We start from the raw sequence: 24,417 nt of genomic DNA on the forward strand, positions 1-24,417 counted from the left end.
ACGCTTAAAACCCTAAGCAATTGCCATAGTAGCAATACTTATTTTTATATTTTTTGCCTGATTTAAAATTAAAACACAAGCTTCTAAAGTTGCACCTGTAGTAATAAGATCGTCTACAATTAAAATATGCTTATTTTCAATAAGCGCGTTATTCTCTAAAGCAAACAACTCATCACTATTAATTAAACGTGCAATTCTTCCTTTTGTGGTTTGCGATTTATTGTTAGAAATTTTCACCAATACATTATCTAAATATTCGGCGTCGAGAGCTTCTGCTATTTGCTGCCCAAACTTTTCAACTTGATTAAAACCTCTAGATCTAATCTTTTTTTTATGCAATGGCACAGGTATTACCACATCAATATCGCGATAAACCTCTAAGTCTTGTAGCTCGCCCCCTAACCAATTTCCTAATACAAAACCAATATTTTCATAGCCTCTATATTTTAACCCATGGATTAGCTGTTGCACTAAACTCTTTTTTTCAAACCTAAATAGCGCTGTACCATGTTCTATTTTACAGCGCCCGTAAAGCACTTTTTGAATAGCATCACTATTATCAAAATGAAAATTAGTAACCGGTAAATCGTGTCTACAATCTACGCAAATAGTATCTTCATTATCGTCCAATGTGCCAAGACAGGCATAGCACACCTTTGGAAAAAATATATTTACAAGAGATTTAAACATTTAAATTAAAAGTAGTTCTGTAAATTTAGTTAATTATAACGAATAGTTTCAAACGCTTTTTTATTTTTGCAGCATGGCAAATCAAGACGATAAATTTAAAAAGGTAATATCGCACGCAAAGGAATACGGATATGTATTTCAAAGTAGCGAAATATACGACGGTTTAAGCGCCGTTTACGACTACGCCCAAAATGGTGCTGAGTTAAAGAAAAACATACGTGACTACTGGTGGAAAGCCATGGTACAGATGAACGAAAATATTGTTGGTATTGATGCCGCAATATTTATGCATCCTACAACTTGGAAAGCATCTGGACACGTTGATGCGTTTAACGACCCATTAATTGACAATAAAGACTCAAAAAAGCGTTACCGCGCCGATGTTTTAATTGAAGATTATTGTGCTAAAATTGAAGCTAAAATTGATAAAGAAGTCGCTAAAGCTGCAAAACGTTTTGGTGAAGCCTTTAATAAGGAAGAGTTTTTAGCAACAAACGGACGTGTTGTTGGATACCAAGAAAAAATAAATACAACGCTTTCGCGAATGGGGCAATCTTTGGAAAAAGAAGATCTTGCCGATGTAAAAGCTCTAATTGAAGAATTAGAAATTGCAGATCCTTTAACAGGAAGTAGAAACTGGACCGATGTTAAGCAATTTAACTTGATGTTTGGAACAAAGCTTGGTGCTTCTGCAGAGTCCGCAATGGATTTATATTTACGTCCAGAAACAGCGCAAGGTATTTTTGTTAACTTTTTGAATGTTCAGAAAACGGGACGAATGAAAATTCCTTTTGGAATTGCACAAACCGGAAAAGCCTTTAGAAATGAAATTGTTGCAAGACAGTTTATTTTTAGAATGCGTGAGTTTGAACAAATGGAAATGCAATTTTTCATTAAGCCTGGCACACAAAAAGAATGGTACGAGCACTGGAAAGAAACTCGTATGAAATGGCACTTATCTTTAGGAATGGGAGCCGATAACTATCGTTTTCATGACCACGATAAATTAGCACATTATGCTGATGCTGCTGCCGATATTGAATTTAAATTCCCATTCGGGTTTAAAGAACTAGAAGGGATTCACTCTAGAACTGATTTCGATTTAAAAGCACACGAAGAATTCTCTGGAAAAAAATTACAATATTTCGATCATGAAGAAAACAAGAGCTATGTACCTTACGTTTTAGAAACCTCTATTGGTTTAGACCGTATGTTTTTAGCTGTGTTCTCTAATGCGTTACAAGAAGAAGAATTAGAAAACGGAACTACAAGAACCGTTTTAAAATTACCAAGTGTTTTAGCACCAGTAAAAGCTGCTATTTTACCATTAGTTAAAAAAGATGGCTTACCAGAAGTTGCTCGTAAAATTGTAGAGGAGCTCAAATGGGATTTCAATGTGATTTATGATGAAAAGGATGCCGTTGGACGTCGTTACAGAAGACAAGATGCCAATGGAACACCATTTTGTATTACCGTAGACCACGATACTTTAAACGACAACACCGTTACTATTAGACATAGAGATTCTATGGAACAGGAACGTGTTAATATCGACGATTTACAAAAAATTATTAAACAAGAAGTTGATGTACGTACTTGGTTAATGAAAATGTAATACTCAGATAAATAAATTATAAAAAATCCCGAACTATTAGCAGTTCGGGATTTTTTTATGAATTATGTTTCTATTTACTCTAGTTTTATTGTACACTAAAAGCGATAACCAATTCTTAAATGAAGATTTACAACTGTTTCTCCTAAATTTTCTGAGTAACCAGCACTTTTTGCGAAATAATAAATATAACCGATCCCTATTCCCGTTTCGTAATTAAAATGTTTACCTATATTTCTTTTTATACCCCAAGTTGGTATCATTGAAACCTGGTTAACAACCTCAACATTATCGTAATTAGAAATTGTAAACCAATTAGGATGAAAACTTATTTGTAACGCCAAAAAGTTACCAGCATTCCCAGAGATACTTCGAGATTTTGAAACTCGTTTATCTAAATTGTAATACCATCTAGGTTCTAAACGAATTACTGGCGCTAACAAATATCATGATTTTGGATAAAATGAACCGCCCCATAAACCTAAATCCATTCCAACTTCTGCACGAAGCGCAATTTCATTAGAGAGTTTTACTTCACGATGTGCCCAAAGGCCTAATACTCCAGTTTGAATTCCGTAAGTTGATTGTTCCACACTCGCTTTTTGAGCATTGGCCGTTACTGAAACTACCGCTAGCAACACAAGTATTAAATACTTTTTTTTCATAAGAATAGGTTTTGATTAATGATTCTAGTTTGAATCAACAATCATTCCATATCACTTCTTAAACAAATAAACTAAATAGTAATTTGTCTATCTATTTGTTGATCTAGAGAGATAAAAGTTTCTGTACGAGAAACACCCGAAATAGTCTGAATTTCGTTATTAAGTAAATGCATTAAATGCGCATTATCTTTACACAAAATTTTGATTAACACGTTCCAATTTCCTGTAGTGTAGTGACATTCTAAAACTTCTGGCACTTTTTTTAATTGTTTAATAGCTTCTGGGTTTTGTATAGCCTTATCCAAATAAACACCAATAAAAGCTACGGTTTCGTAACCTAACATTTTGGGGTTTATAACAAATTTTGAACCCGATATAATTCCAGACTTTTCTAGTTTACGTAAACGCTGGTGTATGGCTGCTCCAGAAATATCTACATTTCTTGCAATTTCCAGAATTGGAATTCTGGCATCTTCCATTAAAGTTCTCAGTATTTTTTTGTCGATTCCGTCTATACTAACGGCTTTGTCTTTTGATTTCATCCCCTATCTGTTTCGATTTAAAAGGTAAAAATAATAATTTCCTTGTAAAATGAAAGGGTTTCAGATGTTTTTGATTACAATGGCCGTATAAATGGGAATTATGCAGTTTTAGGCACCTAACATTGCGGATAGTTGCGTTAGGGATTGAACGGCTTGTTTAAGCTCCCCGACCAAAGGAAGGGAGCGAGTAGAGAAAGCCCGACTCCTGCTTCGCCAGCAAAGCGCAGCAGGAGTAACGCCCAAAAAATTTTTTTAATTATCGTTTAAAAGTTTTGAAAGCTCATCTAATTTTGGTGTTAAAATCACCTCGATACGACGGTTTTTTGCTTTCCCTTCTGATGTTTCGTTCGATGCTACTGGTGCAAATTCTCCACGACCTGCTGCCGTTAAATTTTCTGCATTGATATCTGTATTTTCGCGTAAAATTGTTACAATAGCTGTAGCACGTTTTGTTGATAAATCCCAGTTACTGGTAAGAATTCCGTTGCCTTTATAAGGTACGTTATCGGTATGGCCTTCGATTAAAACTGCAATATCTGGATTGTCGCCAAGCACACTACCTAATTGTTTTACTGCACGCTTACCCTCTGTTCCTACTGCCCAGCTTCCCGAGCTAAAAAGTAGCTTATTTTCCATAGAAACATAGACTTTCCCGTCGCGTTGCTCTACCGTTAATCCTTTACCTTCAAAATCTGTTAAAGCTTTAGAAATGGCATCTTTTAAAGCCGTCATGGCAGCGTCTTTGGCCGCTATTACGCTTTCTAATTCTGCAACACGGTTAGATCTATTTTCTAACTCTGCCTTAAGTTTTTCTAATCGCGCATTCTCTGCTGATAACGCTTGTTCTTTCGCTTCTAACTGTGCTAATAACTCGCGGTTTTTCTGAGAGTTAGCAGCAATAGACGCCGAGCTGTTTTTTTCTAAAGCATCGTAAGAATTCTTTAAATTATCGTAATTAGATTTTGTTGAATTATAATCGGCTTGTAATTGATCGCGTTGCGCTACAGCCTCATCATAAGCTGTATGGAGTTGTTTTAACTCGTTTTTCGCTGCGGCTTTCTCACTTAAAAGAACTTCGTTAGCGTCTGTCAGTTTTCGGTTTTGTTGTTTAAGTTTTGCGTATTTACTTTCAAGTTCCTTATAAACTTTTGGAGAGACACAACTGGTTAAAACGGCCAGTGTTAAAAGCGTGAGTGCGGTTTTTTTAATCATTTTTACTGAGATTATAATTTTGGTTGTTTTTCTATTGTTCTATTTCTACTAAAATTGGACAGTGATCGCTATGCACAGCCTCGGTAAGTATAACGGCTCTTTTAATGTTTTCTTGTAAGGGCTGAGAAACTAAAGCATAATCTAATCGCCAGCCTTTATTATTTGCCCGCGAATTTGCACGGTAACTCCACCAACTAAAAGTTTGAGTTTCTGGGTGTAGGTAACGAAAAGAATCTGTAAAACCACTATCAATAAACTGCCCTAACCACTCACGTTCTTCTGGTAAAAAACCAGATACACCTTTCATTTTAGGGTTATGAATATCGATTTCTTCATGACAAATGTTATAATCGCCACAAATAACTAGATTCGGTATTTCCTCTTTTAAGTTGTTGATATACTCTTGAAACATATCCATGTATTCAAATTTATGGCTCAATCGTGCACTGTTTGTTCCCGATGGCAAATATAGGCTCATTACCGAAACGCCATCAAAATCTGCTCGAATATTTCGACCTTCGAAGTCCATCGACTCAATTCCTGTGCCAAACTCAACGTGATTAGGCTCAATTTTACTTAAAATTGCAACCCCGCTATATCCTTTTTTTTGTGCACTATACCAATAATTATAAATATATCCGGCTTCTTCGAAAACCTCTAAATCCAACTGCTCCTTCATAGCTTTGGTTTCTTGCAAACAAATAACATCTGGGTTTGCGCTTTTTAACCAACCAATAAAATCCTTTTTTAATGCGGCCCGAATGCCATTTACGTTATATGATATAATTTTCATGTCTTATGCTTTACCTCAATACAAATGTTGAAGGATTTTGTTTAAATTATGATATTATTTACAAAGTTTTACACCTTTGCTTAACTCAATTTATTTCACAATAAATCTAATTTCAGCTAAAATAAATAATACGCTACTTTTACACTAAAATTTACAGCAGGAGTTTTAACGAAGCTATCAACAAAATATTTTAATGTTTTTGTAGTTTAAGTGTGTCAATGAAGTTTGTTATAAGCATAATTTTAGTTTTAGTGGGTTTTTGCGGATTTTCGCAAGAGCAAACCACTATCTACAAAACTAAAACAGTTGCTGTAAAACAAGTGATAGTTATTGATAGTGTGAGTATTAATTCGAGTCAATTTTCCATTAAAAATATAGATGGTACTGTTATAGACACCAGCCTTTACAAAATAAACTTCCCTAAAGCTTTATTAACTTTTAAGCAACCCTTAGAAACCGATTCTATAATTATTAACTATTTGAAGTTTCCTGATTTCTTAACGAGAACCTACAAACAGCTAGACGAAAATATTATTGTAAAAAACACAGACAACCTCCAGAAATTATACAAACTATCGCAACCTAATACAGAAAAAAACAGTGTTCCTTTTGATGGCTTAACCACATCGGGTAGTATTTCTCGTGGTGTTACCATTGGTAATAACCAAAACTCGGTTCTAAATAGCGAACTCGATCTTCAAATTACTGGAAAATTAAATGATAAAGTTTCGCTTCGCGCTTCTATACAAGACGCCAACATTCCGTTACAAGAGAGTGGCTATAGCCAACGTTTAGATGAGTTCGACCAAGTTTTTATAGAGCTTTTTACCGAAGAATGGAATATTAGGGCTGGTGATATCGATTTAACAAATACAGACTCTTATTTCGCTAGTTTTTCTAAACGTGTACAAGGGTTAAATTTTAATTTAAAGCTTGGAGACGATAGCCAACAAACCGATTTATTTGCGGCAGGCGCTTTGGTTCGCGGGCAATTTACAACTAGCCAATTTACGGCCCAAGAAGGTAACCAAGGCCCTTATAAACTGCAAGGCACCAATGGTGAATTGTTTGTACTTATTGTTTCGGGAAGTGAAACCGTATATGTAAATGGAACCGCTGTAAAACGTGGTGAAGATCAAGATTATATTATTGACTATAATGCAGGCGAAATTATTTTCAACTCCACGTTCCCGATAACTTCCGAAATGCGAATTACAGTAGATTATCAATTTAGTGATAGAAACTATTCTCGCTTTGTAGCTTATGGCGGTGGTAAATTCGAAAATGAAAAACTAAAAATTGGAGTTTCGGTTTATTCAGAAAACGATTCAAAAAACCAACCCTTACAACAAAACCTCTCTGAAGAGCAAGTACAAATTTTAGCCGATGCTGGCGATGATCAATCATTAATGGTGGCACCTTCTGAAGTGCAAGAGGCCTTAAATGAAAATAGAATTTTATATAAAAAAGAACTTATTGATGGTGCTGAAATTTTTGTGTTTTCTAATAGTGAAGAGGATGAACTTTACCGCGTAACTTTCTCTCGAGTTGGCGAAAACCTTGGTGATTACATATTGAGTAGCAGCACTGCCATTAACAACATTTACGAATACGCCGGTGTTTTACAAGGTAACTACGCTCCTATTATCCAATTAATTGCCCCTACCAAATTACAGCTTGCCGTGGTTAATGGTACTTATCATCCTTCGGAAAAAACAAATATTAATTTTGAACTTGCTGGAAGCAAAAACGATTTAAACCTATTTTCTAACTCCGATGATCAAAATAACGATGGCTTTGCAGGAAAATTAAATATTGAAAAGCAACTTATTAAAACCGATAGCCTTTGGAATCTAAATGCGATTTTTAATTCAGATTACATTAGTACCGATTTCAGAAATATTGAAGGCCTATACAATCCCGAATTTAATAGAGATTGGAATTTAGATTTAACCAACCTCAATGGTATTGGTGGTAATTTAGGTAACCAAATACTAGTTAATTCTGGTTTTAGTATGTTTCATCAAGAAAAAGGAGTTTTAAACTACCAATTTGAACATTTAAATTTTTCTGATGGTTTTAATGGAAATCGTCATGTTGCTACTGCCAATTTGGTGTTTAATAAATTAAGACTGTCATCTAGTTCAAGTTTTTTAAATGCCAATTCTAACAGCTCTATCTCCACTTTTTTAAGATCGTATAATCGAATTTCTTATAGTTTAAAATCGAGTTGGATTGGTGCGAAATTAGCCATTGAAGATAATGAACAAACCAATTTAACAACCCAAGAATTAACAGAACTAAGCCAAAAATTTAAATCGTACGAAATGTTTTTTGGTGTTGGAGACAGCACCCAAGTTTTTGCTGAAATAGGGTATAAAAATAGGGTAAACGATAGTATTAGAAATAATAGTTTAGAAAAAGTAAATACATCTAACACCTTTTATTTAGACTCGAAATTAGTTCAAAACAAAAATACTAACCTATCACTATTTGCAAACTACAGAACTTTAAAAAGTGAAGACCCTGTAATTCCCGACGAACAATCTTTGAACTCACGATTACAATTCAACCAAAAACTATTTAAACAACTCGTTCAATGGAATACTATTTTTGAAACCAATTCTGGCACCTTACCTCAACAAGATTTCACTTATATAGAAGTAGAAGCAGGCCTTGGCACTTACACTTGGGTAGATTATAATAGTAACGGTATCCAAGAACTAGACGAGTTCGAAATTGCACAATTTCAAGATCAAGGGAAATACGTTCGGGTATTATTACCAAACCAAGTTTACATAAAAACGCACCAAAACAGATTAAGCCAAACTGTAACCTTTAACCCATCGACATGGTCGGTTTCCAAAAAGAAATCAGAGCAATTTTGGTCTCACTTTTATAATCAAACAGCTTATTTAATAGATCGAAAAACCAGGCGTGATGGTAATAAATTTAACTTAAATCCTTTTAAAAAAAATGCAGACGATCAATTAGGTCTACAACTTAATTTTAGAAATGTGTTATTTTTTAATCGCGGAAAACAAAAATACACCACATCGTACACCTTTTTAGATAATACCACTAGAAGTGTTTTATCTATTGGGTATATAGAAAACAGTATACAAAGTCATCAGCTTAGTTTTAACCACAAACTATCGGGCAATTGGTTAATAAATTTGGTTTCAACTATAGAAAATAACGCTAGTGCTAGTGAAAATTATTCTAGCAGAAATTACGATTTTAATGAAACCCGCTTCAACCCCAAATTATCATATCTATTTAACGATAATTCTAGCTTTGATATCTTTTATCAATATGAAGACAAAACAAACACCATAGGCGATCTAGAAGCCTTGCAGCAACAAAAATACGGAGCATCGTTCACGTTAAACAATAAAGAAAAAGGGGCTTTAAATGGCGAATTTAACTTTTTATCTAATACATTTGAAGGATCTATCGGCACACCTGTAGCTTACCAAATACTAGAAGGTTTACAGCCAGGAAAAAACTTTACGTGGACCTTACTTGCCCAGAAAAAATTAACCAACTTTTTAGATTTAAATTTTAGTTATTTCGGAAGAAAAGCAGAATCTAATAAAACTATACATACAGGTTCTTTTCAATTGAAAGCCTATTTTTAGAACGATTTACTCGTATCGACTTGCTCAAAAACAGAAATAATAGTTTTTACCGCATTGATATAAAACTCTGGGTGAATATTTTCGAAATCATCAGTTGGTTCGTGATAGTCTTTATGATCGTCTACTCCAAAATACAAAAATGGAATATCCTTTTTATGAAAATTACCATGATCTGATGAATAGGTCCAATTTGCCATGCCATCATAACCGTCATGTCCTGCAACAAGGTTAAAGCCCTCTATTCTTTTAGTTGTTGATACAATGCTTTTTAAAGTTTCATTATAAGCTGTACCAACGGCAAATAACTCTTTTTTATCACTCCGGCTTATCATATCCATATTTAAATTGCAACCTATACTCGTATGCAACAAAACACCGCTCTGCACAAAATATTTAGAACCTTGTAAACCCAATTCCTCACCATCGAAAGCTGCTAAAACAACAGAATGCTTTGGCGGATTTTTCTGAAAATACTCTGCAAAGCTAAACAAAGCGCTGAGTCCAGAAGCGTTATCATCGGCACCATTATAAATCTTACCCATTTTTATACCTTCATGATCGTAATGCGCGCTGATTACAATATATTTTTTGGGTGATTCACTTCCTTTTATCATCCCTAAAACATTAACAGCACTAAAGTTTTGTCGTTTTTTATAAAAAGTAAACTCTTGCTCGTAGTTTTTTGCAAAGGGTAAAACTTCTAAGGCATGGAATTGATTTATAATATATTTTCTAGCTTTTTCTGCACCTTGGGTTCCTGTCCGTCTGCCTTCAAAAGCATCAGATGATAAAGACTTTAAATGTTTCAATAAATCGGCTTCGTTAAATAACGAAGCACTTTCTTTAGTTTGACTACTTCCTTCAAAAGAAAATAATGCACAATGAAGGGTAATTAAAAATAGGTATTTAAGCATATCTGGGGTTAAAAACCTATTCTTCTTATTAAAAACAGATTTAATGGCGAATTAAATATACGTAAATTTTTAAACACAAGATTTTGAACAAAAAAAAACATCTCCGAAGAGATGCTTTTTTATTAACACTTACCTACTACTGTAGGATTTACTTAACACTATATTTTTAGTGAATTTTAACCTTCACAACTTTTACATTCTTTCTTTTGCTTAAATTTTTGTGCGGCATTCATACTGTGTTGGTAGTATAAAGACTTAACACCTAATTGCCAAGCAGTAACATATATTTTATTAATCTCTTTTACAGGCATATCTGGATGCACCATAATGTTTAAAGATTGTGCCTGATCGATATGGTTTTGTCTGTTAGCAGCCTGATAAATAATAGTCATCTGGTCGATTTCAGAATAGGTTTTAAACACATCTTTTTCATGATCGGTAAGTTCTTCTAAATGTTGAACAGAACCATCGTTATCACGAATAGATTTCCAAATTTCGCTAGTATTAATTCCTTTTTCTTTTAAAAGATCTAATAAAAACGGATTCTTTATAGTTGTTTTAATCTTAGCAATATCTTTTACGTAACTGTTAGACCAAATTGGCTCGATACCTTGAGAAACTTGTCCTAAAATAAATGCTGAAGATGTTGTTGGCGCAACAGCATTAAGGGTTGTGTTACGTCTACCATAACCTTTTAACACTTCTGGCTCACCAAATAAAACTGCTAACTCTTTAGATGCTTTAACCGATTTTTCTTTAATAGTTTTAAAGATTTCGCTGTTTAAATCGAAAGCTTCTTGACTATCAAAACCTACCATTTTAGATTGTAATAATGAATGCCATCCTAAGGCTCCCATTCCTAAAGCTCTGTTTTCTTTTGCGAATGTATAAGCTTTTTCCATAAACATGAATGTTTGCCTATCATCTCTATTATCAGAATCTCTATAAACTTCTAATTTTGTAATAAACTCTTCTAATACTGCATCTAAAAAGTACACCATAGTTTCTACAGCATCGGTATCTTTCCACTTATCGTAATGTAATAAGTTTATAGAAGATAGTACACACACAAAAGACCAACGATCGTTTGTAGGTAGCATAATTTCCGAACATAAGTTACTTGCGTAAATCTCATGGTCTTTATCTTTATAAACATCTGGAGCGTTATTGTTTGCATTATCTCTAAAGAAGATATACGGATATCCTATTTCTCCTCTACGTTGTAATACTTTTGCCCAAATGGCTCTTTTATCGCTATCACCGTCAATCATTTCTTGCATCCATTCGTTACTTACAGTAACCCCATGCGTTAATTCTTGAATTGGATTTCCTTCTGTTCCTATTTCTAAAAACTCGTGAATATCTTGGTGTTCTATTGGTAAATACGGTGAGAAACGACCACGACGTACAGAGCCTTGACTTACAACATCTACCATTTTTTCGAAAAGTTGCATGATGTGAACTGCACCAGAAGACTCTCCGTTATTTTTTACAGGCGCACCTCTATGGCGCAATTTCCCGAAATAACCTGATGTACCACCACCAAGTTTAGACATCATTCCAACTTCCGATTGGGTATATAAAATATCTCCCATATCATCAGAAATGTGTGAACCAAAACAACTAATTGGTAAGCCACGACGCTTGCCAAAGTTAGACCATACTGGTGAAGCCAAAGAGTAATACCCTTCTGCCATGTAGCCATAAAATTTATCGGCAAAACCATCTATTTTTAAAATAGTTTCAGCACGTTCGGCTATTTCTCTAATTCTTACCTCAGGTGTTGTATCACCTGTTAAATATCCAGAAGCCAAAAATTGACGACTATTTTCGGTTAACCATTTTATTTCTGGCTGTTTTCCAATTTCTTTTCTAGCTTCTTTTCTTGCTCTTTTTAAATCATCGTAGTTAGATGATTTGGTGTTTTCATTTAAACTCGTGTCGGTTTGGTTTTTTGTCTGATTGTTCATTTTTTAAAATAGGTCGTCGCTAGTTATACTTTTTGTTCTTTTACTGTAGTTTATGGAGCGTTTCACGAAGAAATCACCGTGTTTTGTACCGATTATTTCATCGTCAAACCATTCGGTTTTTTGCACTAAATCTTCATTAACTTCAAATACTTTTTCAATACCAATACTTTCTAAAGAGTTGTTGAAACGGTTTTTAATAAACTCATTTACCACATTTTTTGGCAAGAAATCTAATTCACCATCTTCGAAAATCCAGTCTACAATATCACTTTCAGATTCGAAAGCTTCAATACATAACTTTTTAATTAAGTCTGCATGCTCGTCGTCAAACCACGTTGGGTTCTCTTCTTTTATAATTTTAATAATATCGATACCGAAATCACCATGAATTTGCTCTTCCTTAGAAGTTGCCTCAACCACATTAGAAACACCTTTAAGCATATTTTTATGCTTATTAAATGCCATTATGATTAAAAACTGAGAAAATAAAGACACGTGTTCGATAAATAAAGAAAATAACAAAATAGATTCTGCGTAATCTTTATTATTTTCACTTTTTGCGTTTTTTAAGGCGGTTTCTAAATAATGAACCCGTCTCATTATTACTGGTTTCTTTTTTAAGTTTTTAAACTCGTTATTAAGACCTAATATTTCTAATAAATGAGAATATGCATCGTGGTGGCGCACTTCACTTTCTGCAAAGGTTGCTCCTACCGATCCAATTTCTGGTTTTGGCATTTTATTATAAATATCTCCCCAGAAACTTTTTACCGCTACCTCAATTTGAGAAATAGCCAACATCGTATTCTTTATAGCATTTTGCTCAATAGGAGTTAGTCTTGTTTTAAAATCTTGTATATCGCTAGTGAAATTGAATTCCGAATGAATCCAGTATGAGTGACGGATAGCATCTACATAATCATTAAGTGCAGGATATTCGTAAGGTTTTAAGTTAATACGTTTTTCGAAAATATTTGTTTTTCTACCTCTAGCTTGTTCGTTTCTATATAATATGTAAGCTTTTGCTACATCGTGGAAAGAACTCTCCATTAATTTATCTTCAACAAGATCCTGAACTTGCTCTACGTTTGGCAAGTAATTAATATCTTTTGATTTTCTCTCTAATAATGTTTGTAAAACTTTTACCGCAACCGTTTCTGCATCTTGTTTATTACCGTTACCAACCGAAAGCATCGCTTTTTCAACAGCACTAGAAATTTTACTCAAAACAAAAGGGCTTGTTTCGTAATCTCTTTTTATAATTTGTGTAATCTCCATAATTATGTTTTGTTAATAGCTAGACAGTTATTTAGAATCATGTTGTTAGTGCAAAATTCTATTACTTAATCTGTAAAATTGTGTTATATTTTTCTTTAAGAGAAATAAAAAGAGGCCTGTTTTGCATCGCTTTTCTAAATAAAATTGAATAGAAAAGTTATGCCTTTTTTGCCGATAACAAAGATTGACAATTGTTGCTGAAAATGAAAGGGTATTTTATAAACATTGTCAACAAGTTTTTAACAATTATGCAATCTCGCAAAAAAGGGCTACTTATTTTATGAGATTCTTACTTTATTGAATATCAAATTATTATAAATCAAAAAAATCAAACTTTAACCCAAAATTTCACTACACCAATTCACCTTAAACCCCCTTATTTTACACTTGTTGATACCATATCACCAAGCTCAATTTTAGGTCTAATTTTCACAAATAACTGAAACATAAATTTTACAAAACAGAACCTATTATTTTTTAAAAATCAAAATATTCAACCTTCTTTTTTTATTTTTTTTCTGAAAAATATTTTGAAAAATTTATTTTTAGTTCACAAAAAAAATGAAGCCTTTAGAGCTTCATTTTTTTATATCCAATTCTGGTATTTTAAAAATCTTTTTACATTGTCTCCCCTACTTTTTCTAATTCAGCATACCAATCTTCACCAAATTTTCTAATTAAAGCTTCTTTTACAAATTTATAAACAGGCACACCTAATTCCTCACCAAGCGTACAAGCATCATCACAAATTTGCCATTTATGATAATTAACAGCAGAAAACTCAGAATAATCCTGAATCCTTACCGGATACAAATGGCAAGATACTGGTTTTTTCCAATCGACCTCGCCTTGATTGTAAGCTTCTTCAATAGCACAAAGCGCCACATTTTTTTCATCAAAAATAACATATGCACAATCGGCACCATTAATAAGAGGTGTTTCAAACTCTCCATCTTCCGTGGTTGTATAAGTACCCTGAGCTTCTATAGCATCAATACCTTCCTGACGCAAAAAGGGTTTCACTTTAGGATAAATAGCTTCCATGATTTTGAGTTCGTCTTCTTCCAAAGGAGCTCCAGCATCGCCATCGATACAACAAGCACCTTTACATGCCGAAAGGTTACATAAAAAATCTTTTTTAATTATATCCTCAGAAATAATGGTCTTACCTAATTGAAACATATTATATTTTACATTATAAAGTGCAAAAATAGTTAATCTTAAATTGAAATTAATTAATTTAATAATCTACTTTTGCCGAAAAATTGAGATTTCTCAGTTTATACAGATTTTACTAAGAAAAACGTAAACAATATTACGATTTACTAAATTTTAAAAAAGACATGCAATTTAATTTTAAAGAAATATTCACAGCCTTTATGGTATTATTCGCAGTAATCGATATTATAGGTAATATCCCTATTGTTATTGACTTACGTAAAAAAGTAGGCCATATACAAAGTGAAAAAGCCTCAATAATTGCTGGGGTTATTCTAATTGTTTTTCTGTTTTTAGGAAAAAGTATTTTAAATCTTATTGGGATTGATGTAAACTCGTTTGCCGTAGCTGGTGCTTTCATTCTGTTTTTCATTGCTTTAGAAATGATACTTGGCATTACACTTTACAAACAAGAGGAAGAAGCCTCGATGACAACAGCTGTGTTTCCATTAGCATTTCCGCTTATTGCCGGACCAGGTAGTTTAACCACTTTATTATCTTTAAGAGCAGAATTTAGAACTGAAAACATTATTGTTGCTGTTTTAATGAATGTTATTATTATTTTTATAGTTTTAAAAACATCTGCTAAAATAGAAAGTATAATAGGCCAAAACGGCATTAATATTATACGTAAAATATTTGGTGTTATTTTACTAGCGATTGCTGTAAAACTATTTGCGCACAATATTAAAGCTCTATTTGAAGTGATATAAACATTATATAGTATGAAAATTTTATCTGTAGTTTTAAGTATTATCGCATTAGGACTTATTATTTTTAATTTTACTCAAATAAATTTCAACAATCCTTTTAAAGGCCAAAGTATGATTGCCATTATTACTATAGTAGCATCACTTTGCGCAATATTATTGATGTTAATTTTAGGAGTCTCGAAAAAAATTGAGCAAAAAGTAAAAAACCATAAATAACATGTACGATGCTTTAATAGTTGGTGGTGGCGCAGCAGGCCTATCTTGCGCATTAGTTTTGGGTTCTGCCCAAAACAAAGCCTTTGCACAGAATAAAAAGATTGCAATTATTACACACCAAAAAACATCTCATCTACAAACTGCTCTATTCAACAATGTTTTAGGTTTAGCTCCGGAAACCACTGGCGAATCTATTTTAGAACAAGGCAAAACACAACTCGCTTCACTATACCCGCATGTTGAGCAAATAGACCTTGAAAAGGTTTTAGAAATTGAGAAACAAAACGAAGCATTTAAAATTTTAACAAATAAAACTACCTACAATACTAAAATAGTAGTTATTGCAGTAGGTTACACTAATTTATTAAATATAAAAGGCTTAGAAACTTTTATAGAACCGCACCCGAGAGCAGCTATCGAAAAAGACCGTATTTGGCTTAAAAACACAGACCATTTAATTGAAGAAAATCTTTATGTAGCGGGTACTTTAGCAGGATGGCGCAGTCAGTTTGCTATAGCTTCTGGAAGTGGCGCACATGTAGCTACCGATATTTTAACACTTTGGAATGGCGGTAAACACGTAAAAGTGCATGATAAAAAAATATAGCAGCATTACTGTTGTAAAATAAAAAAGCTCTGATAAATTATCAGAGCTTTTTTTATGCTATTTTATTTTAAAACGCGTAACGCTGTGGTCCGCCTCGTCTAATTTCTTCACTACAATGTGCTTCAAACTTTTTGAAGTTTTCACGAAACGCATTGGTCAGTTTAAAAGCTGTTTTATAATATGCTTCATCGTCATTCCAAGTTGCTCTCGGACTTAAAACCTTAGTTGGTACTCCAGGACACTCTCTTGGTTGTGCCACACCAAATACCGAGTGAATATGGTATTTATCGTAAGAATACAGTCCTAAATCTCCATTTAAAACTGCATTAATCATAGCACGTGTATATTTAAGTTTCATGCGAGTTCCAATACCGTAAGGACCACCAGTCCAACCTGTATTAACTAACCAAACATTTACATTAGCATCAATCATTTTTTTACTTAACATTTCGGCATATTTCGAAGGATGCAAAGGCATAAATGGCGCTCCAAAACAAGCAGAAAATGATGGTGTGGGCTCTACAACTCCCGCTTCTGTTCCGGCAACTTTAGCAGTATATCCAGAAATAAAGTGATAAGCCGCCTGGCTTGGTGTAAGCTTAGAAATTGGAGGCAAAACTCCAAAAGCATCAGCCGTTAAAAAGAAAATATTTTTCGGGTTCTTTCCTATAGATGGTTTTCTAATATTTTCAATGTGATCTATTGGGTAACTTACTCGCGTATTTTGAGTTATCGATGTATCAGCAAAGTTAACGTGTCCGTTTTCATCTAAAATAACATTTTCTAAAATCGCTCCTTTTTTAATAGCAGCGAAAATCTCAGGCTCATGATCCTTATCTAAATTGATAACTTTAGCATAACAACCACCTTCAAAATTGAAAACCGAGTTTTCTTCGGTCCAACCATGCTCATCATCTCCAATTAAACTTCTATTTGGGTCGGTAGAAAGTGTTGTTTTTCCGGTTCCAGAAAGCCCAAAGAAAATAGCGGTATCTCCATCTCTACCAACATTGGCACTACAGTGCATTGGTAACGTATTTTTAAATACAGGTAAAATGAAGTTTAATGCAGAAAATATACCTTTTTTAATTTCTCCTGTATATCCCGTACCTCCAATTAATGCAATCTTTTTAGAGAAATTTAATATTGCAAAATTATGTTGCCTTGTTCCATCCTCATCTGCAACTGCCATAAATCCCGGTGCATTTACAATAGTCCATTCTGGAGTAAAGTTTTCTAATTCCGCTTCAGTTGGACGTAAAAACATATTATATGCAAACTGATTGCTCCACGAAAACTCATTAATAATTCTAATATTTAACTTATAATTTTCATCTGCGCAAGCATAACTATCACGAACAAAAACTTCCTTACCAGAAAGATAAACAACAACCTTATCATATAATTTATCAAATTTATCCGCATCGAACGGAATATTGACATCACCCCACCAAATTTTATCCTTTGTAATATCATCTTTAACAATAAATCGATCTTTTGGAGATCGTCCAGTAAATTCTCCTGTATTTACTGCTAAAGCTCCCGATGAAGCTTCTACAGCTTGCCCTTTTTTTATAGCAATATGGTGCAGTTCTTCTGGTGATAATTGATAATGAACTTTGGCATTTTTTATACCATAAGTTTCTAACTCAAACGTTTTCGTAAATTGTGCGTAATTACTCATATTTCGATGTTAAATTAATTATCCTGTAAATTTAAAACAAATAAATCGAATTTTCTTTAAATTAAATTCAAAATTAGTTTTGTTTTTTTAAGAAATCAATAAACACAAGCACCCAAGCCACTATTAAAAGTAGTCCGCCAACAGGTGTAATTACACCAATGGTTTTAAAATCGAAACCAGTTAACACATTGGTTGACAAACCATAGATAGACCCCGAAAAGAAGAGCAGCCCAACCACTACTAAATAGAATATTTTAGCTTTAGATTTTACAGAAATATAAGTTGTGCTTCCAACAAATAAAAGAAACAAAGCATGATACATTTGGTAACGCACACCCGTTTCAAAAGTTTGTACAGATTCTGGAGAAATTAAAGCCTTTAAACCATGCGCCCCAAAAGCCCCTAAAATAATACTTGTAACACCTAAAATAGCAGCTGTTAATAAAATAGTTCTGTTCATATCCTTAAAAATCTTTTAAATATTCATTAAATTAGTAAAGTCGAAACCACCTTTTACCTACAATCGACTACCAAACAAAACTACTCAACTAAACTCAAAATGCGAAAAATTTTAATCATTGGTTCAGGAAAATCTACTTCTTATCTTCTAAAATATTTATTAGATAAATCTGAAGAAGAAAACATATTTATCACCATAGGCGATTTAAATGTTGAACACGCCCAAAAATTAACAAACGGCCATAAAAATGCAAAAATTATAAAACTAGATGTTTTTGATGAAACCTCTAGAAAAGCAGCTATTGAAAATGCTGACATAGTAATATCCATGCTTCCTGCACGCTTCCATATTGAAGTTGCAAAAGACTGTATATTTTATGGTAAGCATATGGTAACGGCATCTTACATAAGTAACGACATGCAAGAACTGCACCAAGACGCTATAAAAAAAGGTGTAATTTTAATGAATGAAATTGGTGTAGACCCCGGCATAGACCATATGAGCGCTATGCAAGTAATAGACAAAATTAGAGAAGACGGTGGAAACATTATACTTTTTGAATCTTTCACCGGTGGGTTAGTAGCTCCAGAAAGTGATACTAATTTATGGAATTATAAATTCACTTGGAACCCAAGAAATGTAGTAACAGCCGGCCAAGGTGGTGCAGCAAAATTTTTACAAGAGGGTACATATAAATACATTCCATATAACCGATTATTTAGAAGAACTGAATTTTTAGAAATTGAAAACTTTGGCCGTTTTGAAGTTTACGCCAACCGAGACTCCTTAAAATACCAAACCATCTATGGCCTTCAAAATATAAAAACGCTTTACCGTGGTACTATGCGTCGCGTTGGGTTTAGTAAAGCATGGCACATATTTGTATCGCTAGGTATGACTGATGATAGCTATACCATTGATGATAGCGAAAACATGAGCTATCGCGATTTTGTAAATTCCTTTTTACCATACAGCCCAACAGATTCCGTAGAACTTAAACTCCGCTATCAACTTAAAATAGATCAAGATGATATTGTTTGGAATAAACTCATTGAACTCGATATTTTTAACCCAAATAAAAAGGTTAGTTTAAAAAAAGCAACACCAGCACAAATACTACAAAAAATACTTATGGATAGTTGGACACTATCTCAAAATGATAAAGACATGATTGTTATGTATCATAAATTTGGTTATGAAAAAGCTGGAAAAAACTATCAAATAGAAGCTAATATGGTTACCATTGGACAAGACCAAACTTATACAGCCATGGCTAAAACCGTTGGTCTACCTGTTGCCATTGCCGCACTCGCTATGTTAAATAAAAAGATTACAACACCTGGTGTGCAACTTCCAATTAGTAAAGAAGTTTACACGCCTATTTTGAAAGAGTTACAAGATTTCGGAATTACCTTTAATGAAAAAGAAGTACCATATTTAGGCTACAATCCTTTAAATCATTAAACATTTCAAGCATATAAAACGCTTAGTTTAAATTTCTTCTTTCTATAAAAAACTGTTTCATAAGCGCCGAAGCTTCTTCTGCTAAAACACCGCCTTTTATAGTTGTTTTAGGGTGTAGCTTGGTGTTTAAGTTAATACAACCACGCTCCATATCACGAGCACCATAAACAATATTAGAAATCTGACTCCAATACAAAGCACCGCCGCACATTTGGCAAGGCTCTAGCGTAACATACAAAGTACATTTTTGTAAATACTTACCTCCTAAAAAATTTGCAGCGGCAGTAATAGCCTGCATTTCTGCATGTGCTGTAACATCGTTCAGGGTCTCAGTTAAATTATGTCCGCGAGCAATAATTTTATTATCAATAACAATAACAGCTCCAACAGGAATTTCACCATTTTTATAAGCAGCCTCAGCTTCCTGAAGTGCTTTTTTCATAAAATATGTATCATCGAAAGGTTGTATCATAAAAGCAAAAATACAATTTGAAATAATTCATTTAAGCTTAAGCATAAAAATTTAAAATATTTATTAAAACAAGCTATTTATCCATTATAATTTATGCAAAAAAAACGTTTTTTTGGATATAGCCATAAACAAACCTATTTCAATGGTTTATACTCTTTACATTTTTTAAAAGCAGATAAATTAGGGTGTTATTCTATAACAAATGAAATATTAAATCGATTTTCAACAGAAGCCTCTCCATTCCATGGTTGCCAATACTTTAATTGAAGAACAGCACATCCTTTTTCAACTGCTTGAAGATTAAGAATACTATTACCACTACCTCCAATAGTGTTGCCGTGTTTTAAGCTATATTCGGTTTGCGTCATCTTGAGCTGTTCGGGTAATTCTCCATCTATTTCCCAAACATAGCCAGAAGTAGAAACTTCTTCTAAAACAAGTTTTACGCTATCACCTATACCTATATTTTTTTCACTTCCAGTATCAGCTATTGTCAAAAGTATTTCTTTCATATTATTACATTTTCAAAAGGTAATTGTTATTGAATTTATTAAAAAATGCTAGGTGTCATTTAAAAAACAACGACCTAGCATATTAGTTTAGAACATTTCTAATAAATTACCAAACATACATTTCTTTAATTTGATTATTATCAATATTTAGTTTCACATTTTTATTGTACTGTTTTGCGTGCGCACTCAAAATGGTTAAAGCAACACAAGATGAGTTATTTGTGTTATTCAGTTTTTTCCAACCCAAACCATTTATTGCTGCCCAAGAATTTCTTGTTTCATCTTTAGACCAAAGTCCTGTTACTTTTTTAGTATCATGCCAAACTCCTGCTCCAAAGGCCTCCGAATTTTCTTGAAATTCATCTTGAAATGGTGGTGTTTCCATTGGTCTATCAAAATCCTCTCCTACAACTTCTAAATTTTCGTCTAAGGCGTTGGGTTGCGACTCAACACTCTCAACCTCATTAACTTGAATGTTATCTATATTTTCTGGGCAATTACAATCTTTATCTGTTTTCATAATATTAAATTTAGTGAATTATTATTTATTTTTAAAGTACATACACCTCCACGATGACACCGTTATTTTTGTATACGCGTACATTTTTATTAGCACCCTTAGCTGCGGCTAACTGGGTAAGCATAATATAAAAGGTTGTTTCACTCTTAGGCGAAATTCTTTTCCACCCCTCACCTACAATATGTACAAAGGCATTTTTTGGAGCTTGATTTGCCCATAAGCCAGTAACTTTAGCGGTAACCCATCCTGTATCTACAATTCCTTCAACACCCCAAACTTCATTATCAATACCAACCTCACCATAAGCAATTTTAAAATACCCATTATCTCCCCAATTTGTGCCCCAACTATTTTTACATATCCAATAGCGTCCGCTATCACTATAACCAACCATGGTTACGCAGTGACCTCCTCTATTAGTTGCAGCTGCTGTTTTACGATAAACGCCTGATCGGTAACCAAAAAAATCGCTATAAACCGTAAAACAAGCAGTTAAAGGCCCCTTTGTAGATAGCCAAGTTTTCATTTGAGCTATTGAAGTAATTTTTTTAAATCCGCTAATTTTCATTAATGCAGATTCCCAACCGGAGCGTAAACCTGTACAGTTTTGGTCTACCGATGTGTATGGGTAATGTGTCTCATCTGTAACTCCTTTACTTTTAAAAGCGTTCATTGCTGGTGTTACCCACCAACCGTTTCCACAATTTCTTCCTTCAGAACGTGCGTGGCAGTAAAACAAATGAGCTTCAGATAGGTCTACGTTAAGGTTGGGATTGTTCTTTAATCTTCGTAAAGTTCCTTCAACCGTTGCCACGGCACCAAAGCTAACACAAGACCCACAACTCCCTTGGTTTTTAACAGCTGTAATAAAGTTTTTGCCTCCAACGTTTCTCAAATCATAACTTGTTGGAGCCCCAAAAGCATCGGATGAACTGGAAGCTAAATACTCTTGCAAATTAATTTTTGCAGCCTCTTCCTTTTCTTTCAATGATGGTTCATTATCACCAGGGACATACCCAAGTCTTAAATCTTGTTCCTGATCATCCATTTCTAAAATTTCTGAACTACCGGCTTGCCATTCAGCTCCATCTTCTTTAATGGCGCCCTGAATAGCTTTTAAATTGTTTTCTCCTTTTGACATAATTATAGATTTTAAAGTTAATTAATTTAGCGATACCCAAAACTAACTAATTGAAAACCAATTATATAAATACAAAACACTCATTTATGTAGAAGTAAAAACCTTATTTTTACATAAGAAAAACACCCTAGCACATTCAACTTTCTCATTAATTATAAACCAAGAGCCATTTAGATATTAATATAAGAACTCTCTATTATTTATTATTACATAAAGATAAATGCTACTTTTGCCACGTGAAAAGCAAACTTTTAAACCACATAAATTCGCCTGAAGATCTTCGTCTTTTAAACCAAAAAGATCTACCTCAACTTGCTCGAGAATTACGTGAGTTTATTATTAATATTGTTGCAACCAAAGAAGGACATCTAGGTGCGAGCTTAGGCGTAGTTGAATTGACTATTGCATTACACTACGTTTTTAATACGCCAGACGACCAACTTATTTGGGATGTAGGCCACCAAGCTTACGGTCATAAAATATTAACCGAACGTCGTAAAAACTTCCACACCAACAGACAGATAAACGGCATAAGTGGTTTTCCAAAACGAAGTGAAAGTATTTACGATACTTTTGGAGTTGGGCACGCTTCCACCTCTATTTCGGCGGCTTTAGGTATGGCAATTGCTTCAAAATTGAAAGGAGATTTCAAGAGACAACACATTGCAGTAATTGGAGACGCAAGTATTGCGGGCGGCATGGCCTTTGAAGGTCTAAACCATGCTGGTGTTACCGACACTAATTTACTTGTTATTTTAAATGATAACGCTATTGGTATCGACCCAAGCGTTGGGGCCCTAAAGCAATACTTAACTAATGTTAAAAAAGGAACACAAAAGCAAGACAACATTTTTGAAGCTTTGAATTTCAACTATTCCGGTCCCGTAGACGGACACAATTTACCAAAGCTAATAGCAGAATTAGAGCGTTTAAAAACGGTTGATGGCCCAAAATTTTTACACGTTATAACAACCAAAGGTAAAGGTTTAAAACAAGCCGAAGAAGACCAGGTAAAATACCACGCACCAGGAAAATTTAATGCAAAAACCGGTGATTTAAATATAAAAAAACCAACTATTGAGCCACCTAAATATCAAGATGTTTTTGGCCATACCATTGTAGAGCTAGCCAAAACAAACAAAAACATAGTCGGCATTACGCCGGCCATGCCTACTGGAAGCTCTTTAAAATACATGATGAGCGAAATGCCTGATCGCGCTTTTGATGTTGGAATTGCTGAGCAACACGCAGTAACACTAGCTGCTGGTATGGCAACACAAGGCTTAACTGTATTTTGTAATATTTACTCAACATTTTTACAACGCGCTTACGATCAAATAATTCATGATGTAGCAATACAAAAACTACCCGTTATTTTTTGCTTAGATCGATCTGGTTTAGTTGGTGAAGATGGCGCTACACACCATGGTGTTTTCGATTTAGCGTATTTAAGGTGCATTCCCAATTTAATAATTTTCGCTCCTAGAAATGAAATTGAATTACGAAACATTATGTTCACAGCTCAATTAGGACTGGAGCTTCCTATTGCTATAAGATATCCAAGAGGACGAGGTATAACTATAGATTGGAAACAACCATTTTCTAAAATTAAAATTGGTGAAGGCATTCAATTAAAAGAAGGGGAAAACCTAGCCGTTTTAAGTATTGGAAGTATCTCTAAAAATGTAAGTGAGGCCATTAAAAATCTAAATATTTCTCATTTTGATATGCGTTTTGTAAAACCTTTAGACGCTAAATTACTCCATAGTATATTTACAAAAAACACAACAATTATTACCATTGAAGATAACAGCATTGCTGGTGGTTTTGGATCGGCTGTTTTAGAATTTGCTGCAGAGCACAATTATAAAAACACTATTAAAACCCTTGGAATTCCCGATAAATTTATGGATCACGGTAAGGTTGATGAGCTATTTCAGTTAATCGACTTAGATTTTGATAGCTTAAGGCAGTTTTTTAGCCAATTTACCTAACATTTCTTCCTAATTAAATTGATATTTATATCTATCCAATAAAAAATGGACTGTTTCGGTTTCTGAAAGATTAGCTCTTTTAAAAATTTCACTATTTTT

Annotated in this window: 23 protein-coding genes; 7 read left to right on the top strand and 16 right to left on the bottom strand. The window is 33.7% G+C overall.

What is annotated here, in order from left to right:
• Positions 1-12 precede the first annotated feature (12 nt).
• Positions 13-690, bottom strand: coding sequence for a ComF family protein (locus tag ACJJV4_RS09980; protein WP_405293972.1), 678 nt, complete (start codon positions 688-690; stop codon positions 13-15).
• A gap of 73 nt (positions 691-763) precedes the next feature.
• Between ACJJV4_RS09980 and ACJJV4_RS09985 the strand changes: the two genes are divergently transcribed.
• Positions 764-2,305, top strand: a complete 1,542-nt coding sequence (locus ACJJV4_RS09985; RefSeq protein WP_405293974.1) for a glycine--tRNA ligase — start codon at positions 764-766, stop codon at positions 2,303-2,305.
• Between the two features lie 95 nt (positions 2,306-2,400).
• On the opposite strand, the gene ACJJV4_RS09990 is transcribed toward ACJJV4_RS09985, so the two are convergent.
• The 5 genes from ACJJV4_RS09990 to ACJJV4_RS10010 all read right to left on the bottom strand — a co-directional run bounded on the left by ACJJV4_RS09990 (position 2,401) and on the right by ACJJV4_RS10010 (position 5,514).
• On the bottom strand, positions 2,401-2,745 hold the full coding sequence (locus ACJJV4_RS09990) for a hypothetical protein (protein ID WP_405293976.1): 345 nt from the start codon (positions 2,743-2,745) through the stop codon (positions 2,401-2,403).
• A gap of 3 nt (positions 2,746-2,748) precedes the next feature.
• Positions 2,749-2,967, bottom strand: a complete 219-nt coding sequence (locus ACJJV4_RS09995; protein WP_405293978.1) for a hypothetical protein — start codon at positions 2,965-2,967, stop codon at positions 2,749-2,751.
• Positions 2,968-3,038: 71 nt separating this feature from the next.
• On the bottom strand, positions 3,039-3,509 hold the full coding sequence (locus tag ACJJV4_RS10000; RefSeq protein WP_405293980.1) for an Lrp/AsnC ligand binding domain-containing protein: 471 nt from the start codon (positions 3,507-3,509) through the stop codon (positions 3,039-3,041).
• Between the two features lie 252 nt (positions 3,510-3,761).
• On the bottom strand, positions 3,762-4,721 hold the full coding sequence (locus tag ACJJV4_RS10005; protein ID WP_405293982.1) for an OmpA family protein: 960 nt from the start codon (positions 4,719-4,721) through the stop codon (positions 3,762-3,764).
• A 31-nt stretch (positions 4,722-4,752) separates the two neighbouring features.
• Positions 4,753-5,514 carry an exodeoxyribonuclease III gene (locus tag ACJJV4_RS10010; RefSeq protein WP_405293984.1) on the bottom strand — a complete coding sequence of 254 codons (762 nt, stop codon included), beginning with the start codon at positions 5,512-5,514 and terminating at the stop codon, positions 4,753-4,755.
• Positions 5,515-5,732: 218 nt separating this feature from the next.
• On the opposite strand from ACJJV4_RS10010, the gene ACJJV4_RS10015 reads away from it, so the two are divergent.
• Positions 5,733-9,155 carry a hypothetical protein gene (locus ACJJV4_RS10015; protein WP_405293986.1) on the top strand — a complete coding sequence of 1,141 codons (3,423 nt, stop codon included), beginning with the start codon at positions 5,733-5,735 and terminating at the stop codon, positions 9,153-9,155.
• Here the strand turns inward: ACJJV4_RS10015 and ACJJV4_RS10020 are convergent.
• From ACJJV4_RS10020 to ACJJV4_RS10035, 4 genes are all read right to left on the bottom strand, one after another.
• The gene (locus ACJJV4_RS10020) at positions 9,152-10,069 is read right to left on the bottom strand and encodes a M28 family peptidase (protein WP_405293988.1); all 918 of its coding nucleotides are present in this window, start codon (positions 10,067-10,069) and stop codon (positions 9,152-9,154) included. The two genes, ACJJV4_RS10015 and ACJJV4_RS10020, sit on opposite strands and share 4 nt — an antisense overlap.
• A 176-nt stretch (positions 10,070-10,245) precedes the next feature.
• Positions 10,246-12,039 (bottom strand): ribonucleoside-diphosphate reductase subunit alpha, encoded by a 1,794-nt coding sequence (locus ACJJV4_RS10025; RefSeq protein WP_405293990.1) that lies wholly within the window; start codon positions 12,037-12,039, stop codon positions 10,246-10,248.
• 3 nt (positions 12,040-12,042) lie between these two features.
• Positions 12,043-13,317, bottom strand: a complete 1,275-nt coding sequence (locus tag ACJJV4_RS10030; protein WP_405293992.1) for a ribonucleotide-diphosphate reductase subunit beta — start codon at positions 13,315-13,317, stop codon at positions 12,043-12,045.
• 618 nt (positions 13,318-13,935) lie between these two features.
• The gene (locus ACJJV4_RS10035) at positions 13,936-14,499 is read right to left on the bottom strand and encodes a DUF3109 family protein (RefSeq protein ID WP_405293994.1); all 564 of its coding nucleotides are present in this window, start codon (positions 14,497-14,499) and stop codon (positions 13,936-13,938) included.
• Positions 14,500-14,660: 161 nt separating this feature from the next.
• On the opposite strand from ACJJV4_RS10035, the gene ACJJV4_RS10040 reads away from it, so the two are divergent.
• From ACJJV4_RS10040 to ACJJV4_RS10050, 3 genes are read left to right on the top strand one after another with little or no spacing between them, the layout of a single operon-like run.
• Positions 14,661-15,248, top strand: a complete 588-nt coding sequence (locus ACJJV4_RS10040; protein WP_042497700.1) for a MarC family protein — start codon at positions 14,661-14,663, stop codon at positions 15,246-15,248.
• A gap of 12 nt (positions 15,249-15,260) precedes the next feature.
• Positions 15,261-15,464 carry a hypothetical protein gene (locus ACJJV4_RS10045; protein ID WP_405293997.1) on the top strand — a complete coding sequence of 68 codons (204 nt, stop codon included), beginning with the start codon at positions 15,261-15,263 and terminating at the stop codon, positions 15,462-15,464.
• Between the two features lies 1 nt (position 15,465).
• Positions 15,466-16,071 (top strand): FAD-dependent oxidoreductase, encoded by a 606-nt coding sequence (locus tag ACJJV4_RS10050; protein WP_405293999.1) that lies wholly within the window; start codon positions 15,466-15,468, stop codon positions 16,069-16,071.
• Between the two features lie 67 nt (positions 16,072-16,138).
• On the opposite strand, the gene pckA is transcribed toward ACJJV4_RS10050, so the two are convergent.
• Both pckA and ACJJV4_RS10060 read right to left on the bottom strand, forming a co-directional pair.
• On the bottom strand, positions 16,139-17,755 hold the full coding sequence (gene pckA, locus ACJJV4_RS10055; RefSeq protein ID WP_405294001.1) for a phosphoenolpyruvate carboxykinase (ATP): 1,617 nt from the start codon (positions 17,753-17,755) through the stop codon (positions 16,139-16,141).
• A gap of 73 nt (positions 17,756-17,828) precedes the next feature.
• The gene (locus tag ACJJV4_RS10060; RefSeq protein WP_405294003.1) at positions 17,829-18,215 is read right to left on the bottom strand and encodes a DUF423 domain-containing protein; all 387 of its coding nucleotides are present in this window, start codon (positions 18,213-18,215) and stop codon (positions 17,829-17,831) included.
• Between the two features lie 30 nt (positions 18,216-18,245).
• On the opposite strand from ACJJV4_RS10060, the gene ACJJV4_RS10065 reads away from it, so the two are divergent.
• Positions 18,246-19,679: a saccharopine dehydrogenase family protein gene (locus ACJJV4_RS10065; RefSeq protein ID WP_405294168.1), complete on the top strand. Its 1,434-nt coding sequence runs from the start codon at positions 18,246-18,248 to the stop codon at positions 19,677-19,679.
• 22 nt (positions 19,680-19,701) lie between these two features.
• Here the strand turns inward: ACJJV4_RS10065 and ACJJV4_RS10070 are convergent, their stop codons facing one another.
• The 4 genes from ACJJV4_RS10070 to ACJJV4_RS10085 form a co-directional block, all read right to left on the bottom strand.
• A complete protein-coding gene (locus ACJJV4_RS10070) occupies positions 19,702-20,151 on the bottom strand; it encodes a nucleoside deaminase (protein ID WP_405294005.1) in 450 nt (149 codons plus the stop codon).
• A 188-nt stretch (positions 20,152-20,339) separates the two neighbouring features.
• Positions 20,340-20,663, bottom strand: a complete 324-nt coding sequence (locus ACJJV4_RS10075) for a protease inhibitor I42 family protein (protein ID WP_405294007.1) — start codon at positions 20,661-20,663, stop codon at positions 20,340-20,342.
• Positions 20,664-20,769: 106 nt separating this feature from the next.
• Positions 20,770-21,183 (bottom strand): hypothetical protein, encoded by a 414-nt coding sequence (locus tag ACJJV4_RS10080; RefSeq protein ID WP_405294009.1) that lies wholly within the window; start codon positions 21,181-21,183, stop codon positions 20,770-20,772.
• A 31-nt stretch (positions 21,184-21,214) separates the two neighbouring features.
• Entirely contained in the window at positions 21,215-22,324 is a 1,110-nt protein-coding gene (locus tag ACJJV4_RS10085) for a C1 family peptidase (RefSeq protein ID WP_405294011.1), read from the bottom strand.
• Positions 22,325-22,560: 236 nt separating this feature from the next.
• Here ACJJV4_RS10085 and ACJJV4_RS10090 point away from each other — a divergent pair, with 236 nt between their 5' ends.
• Complete coding sequence (locus ACJJV4_RS10090; protein WP_405294013.1) at positions 22,561-24,318, top strand: 1-deoxy-D-xylulose-5-phosphate synthase; 1,758 nt, start codon at positions 22,561-22,563, stop codon at positions 24,316-24,318.
• Positions 24,319-24,417: the final 99 nt, after the last annotated feature.

The organism is Algibacter sp. Ld11 (assembly GCF_045066735.1).
Lineage (GTDB): Bacteria > Bacteroidota > Bacteroidia > Flavobacteriales > Flavobacteriaceae > Algibacter.